This is a genomic window from Methanobrevibacter sp. (genome assembly GCF_045120835.1).
Lineage (GTDB): Archaea > Methanobacteriota > Methanobacteria > Methanobacteriales > Methanobacteriaceae > Methanocatella.
Window position 1 is genome coordinate 1 of record NZ_JBGVFE010000014.1, and the last position, 2,998, is coordinate 2,998.

The window sequence follows — 2,998 nt, forward strand, 5'->3', positions numbered from 1 at the left end:
AGGCTTTTATGAAATAGAAGGACCGACCGTAATGCCTAAGGAAGTTCTTAAGGCATCAGGACATGTCGACAACTTCACAGACCCTATGTGCAAATGTGAAAAGTGCGGAGAAGTCTTCAGAGCAGACCACATTATCGAAGAAGTAATTGGCGAAGATGTGGAAAGCCTTGAAAATGAAGAGCTTGACCAAATCGTTATCGACAACAACATTACCTGTCCCGAATGTGGTGGAAAACTGTCCAACATCTGGAATTACAACCTAATGTTTAAAACCGAAATCGGTGCCAAAGGGGATAAAGTAGGTTATATGAGGCCTGAAACAGCACAAGGGATATTTATTTTATTTAAACGTCTGGAAAGATTTTTCAGAGGAAAATTGCCATTCGGAGTTGTGCAACTCGGAAAAGCATATAGAAATGAAATTTCACCAAGACAGGGAGTTATCAGACTTAGGGAATTCACACAGGCAGAAGCAGAAATCTTTTTGAATCCCAAAGACAAAACACACCCTAAATTTTCACAGATTGAAGATGTGGTCCTTCGCCTGAATTCACAGGAAGTTCAGGAAAACGATTTGGAGCCTCTAGAGATTACTGCACGCGAAGCACTGGAGAAAGGCATCGTTGCCAATGAAATGCTGATCTACCAATTATACCTTGCACGCAAATTTTTAACTGAAATCGGAATTCCTGAAGATGTCTTAAGATTCAGACAACACTTGGCTGGAGAAATGGCCCACTATGCTCTTGACTGCTGGGACGTTGAAGTTAAAACCGACAAATACGGATGGGTTGAAATCATAGGAATTGCCGACAGGGGAAATTACGACTTATCTTCACACAACAAATTCAGTAACGAAGAGTTGAACGTGTTCATAGAATATGATGAACCTAAAAAGGTTCAAAAAACCGTTGTAAAACCTAATCTGTCTAAATTCGGACCAATATTTAAAGGAGATTCTCCTAAAGTAAAACAGGCTATCGAAGATGCCAGTGTTGAAGAAATCAAAGATGCAATTGAAAAGGACGGCAAGTTTACTGTTGAATTGGACAAGGTTTACGAAGTCAGCGAAGACCTGCTTATCTTTGAAGATGTTGAAGAGGAAATAACCGGAGAAAAAATAGTTCCCCATGTAATTGAACCTTCATTCGGTATTGACCGTATTACCTATTCTGTTTTATTGCATTCATTTGCTGAAACTGAAGGTAAAGATTACTTCAAATTCGATAAATCCGTTGCTCCAGTACAAATTGGAATATTCCCACTTGTAAACAAGGAAGGTCCACGTGAAATAGCTCAAGAGTTAACCGAAACATTAAGAATGGCAGGTTTTACTGTTGAATATGATGCCGGAGGAACCATCGGCAGAAGATATGCTCGAGCTGATGAAATAGGAATTCCTCTTGCCGTAACTGTTGACTTTGATACCCTGGAGGACAATCAGGTCACTGTAAGGGACAGAGACACAGAAGCTCAGGAAAGAATCCCTATTAAAGATTTAACCGAATATTTGGAAAATTACTATAAATGAGTTTAAACTCATTTATTTTTCTTTTTAAAGTTCCTGAAAAGACCATTGGCCCAAAAAACACATTGCTGATTTTTTGAAGTCAGCAACCGGTTCTGGTCGAAATACCCATTTTCCTTAAACAAACCAAAAATCATTACCTCATCACTGACAATCAAAAAGAAATTGTTCTTTTGTTTAAATGAATACAGATATTTGCTTTCGGATTTTTCTTCATAGATTTCAAAAACCTCATCAGAAACCATTACTTCAACCACCTTTCCATTCCTAACCAGATCGTTTAATTTTTTGTTGATGTTTAACTGATAAAAAGGCAGTATGCAGCGTACTCTTTCTGCACCGGAAAGAGCATCTTCAATAAAATCGTGAATCCTATAAGCATCAATGCCTCCTGATTCCAATAGTTCCACATTTTCAAGCAAATGCAATTCATTTACTGATTCTTCAGGAATCATGTCAACAACATGCCCATCAACAATGTTGAAAACTCTATTCAATAGGTTTACAACTTCCTTTACTTCCAAAATATGTTTCATTAGCGCCTTGAGTGAATTGACCAAGTAATATTTATTTGACTCACGGAAAACAAAATCTTCCACTTCCAGTCCATGAATAATGCTTGATATTGAACTATATCCCAATTTAGTATTGGTCGATAGTTCTTTCATGTTTTGAGGCTTTTCAAATAATGCTGCAAGTATTTTTAATCTTATAACAGAATTTGCTATATATTTTACGTCTTCAGATACGAAATCGTAGTTTTCTAGATATTTTGTATTTTCATTCACGGCAATCACCTTTTAGTATTACTCACAGATTATTTCTTATTACTCTAAAATATATAATCTCTTGAAGTGAACAAAAACAATAAAGCACACTTACAAAAACTTTAATAATCAAAAGAATTTTAGATATTTTTTTAAATCATGAAAAATATAATAAGAACAATTAAAAATTGTTGTTGTGATAAAATGATTGATACTCATATGCATGCTGATGCAAGAAGCGGAGAGGATTTTAGGAAGATGTTTCTGGCGGGAATTGATACTGCAATAACCTGCAGCTATTATCCTTATAGAATACCTCATGAACTCGTGCTTTTAAACCACCTAAACAGAATACTTGAATTTGACACAAAAAGGGCTTTGGAATATGGTCTTGAGTTAAAAGTCGCTTTGGGAATCCATCCAACCAATTCAAATGTCAATCCGGACAAAATCTTTGAAAACCTATATCAATGGAGCGAAACCGGACAAATTGTAGCTATCGGCGAAATAGGCCTTGAAGATTTAACCGATGAGGAAATAGATATTTTCAAAAGACAATTGAACATTGCAGATGAACTAAACTCAAAAGTGATCATTCACACACCACGGAAAAATAAAAAGGAAGTTCTAAAAGAGATATTGGATATTCTGCCTCAACATCTTGATGAAAATCAGGCCGTAATAGACCACATCAATCCACAGA

3 protein-coding genes are annotated in these 2,998 nt (G+C 36.2%); 2 read left to right on the forward strand and 1 reads right to left on the reverse strand.

The window, feature by feature from the left end; genetic code table 11:
- Positions 1-1,531 (forward strand): glycine--tRNA ligase (glyS, locus tag ACJMLO_RS01795; RefSeq protein WP_405293338.1); only part of this gene is annotated, 1,531 nt, incomplete at its 5' end.
- Between the two features lie 8 nt (positions 1,532-1,539).
- Here glyS and ACJMLO_RS01800 read toward each other — a convergent pair.
- Positions 1,540-2,316, reverse strand: coding sequence for a helix-turn-helix transcriptional regulator (locus ACJMLO_RS01800; protein WP_405293340.1), 777 nt, complete (start codon positions 2,314-2,316; stop codon positions 1,540-1,542).
- 183 nt (positions 2,317-2,499) lie between these two features.
- On the opposite strand from ACJMLO_RS01800, the gene ACJMLO_RS01805 reads away from it, so the two are divergent.
- Positions 2,500-2,998, forward strand: a 499-nt coding sequence (locus ACJMLO_RS01805) for a TatD family hydrolase (protein ID WP_405293342.1), incomplete at its 3' end; no start/stop codon positions are given.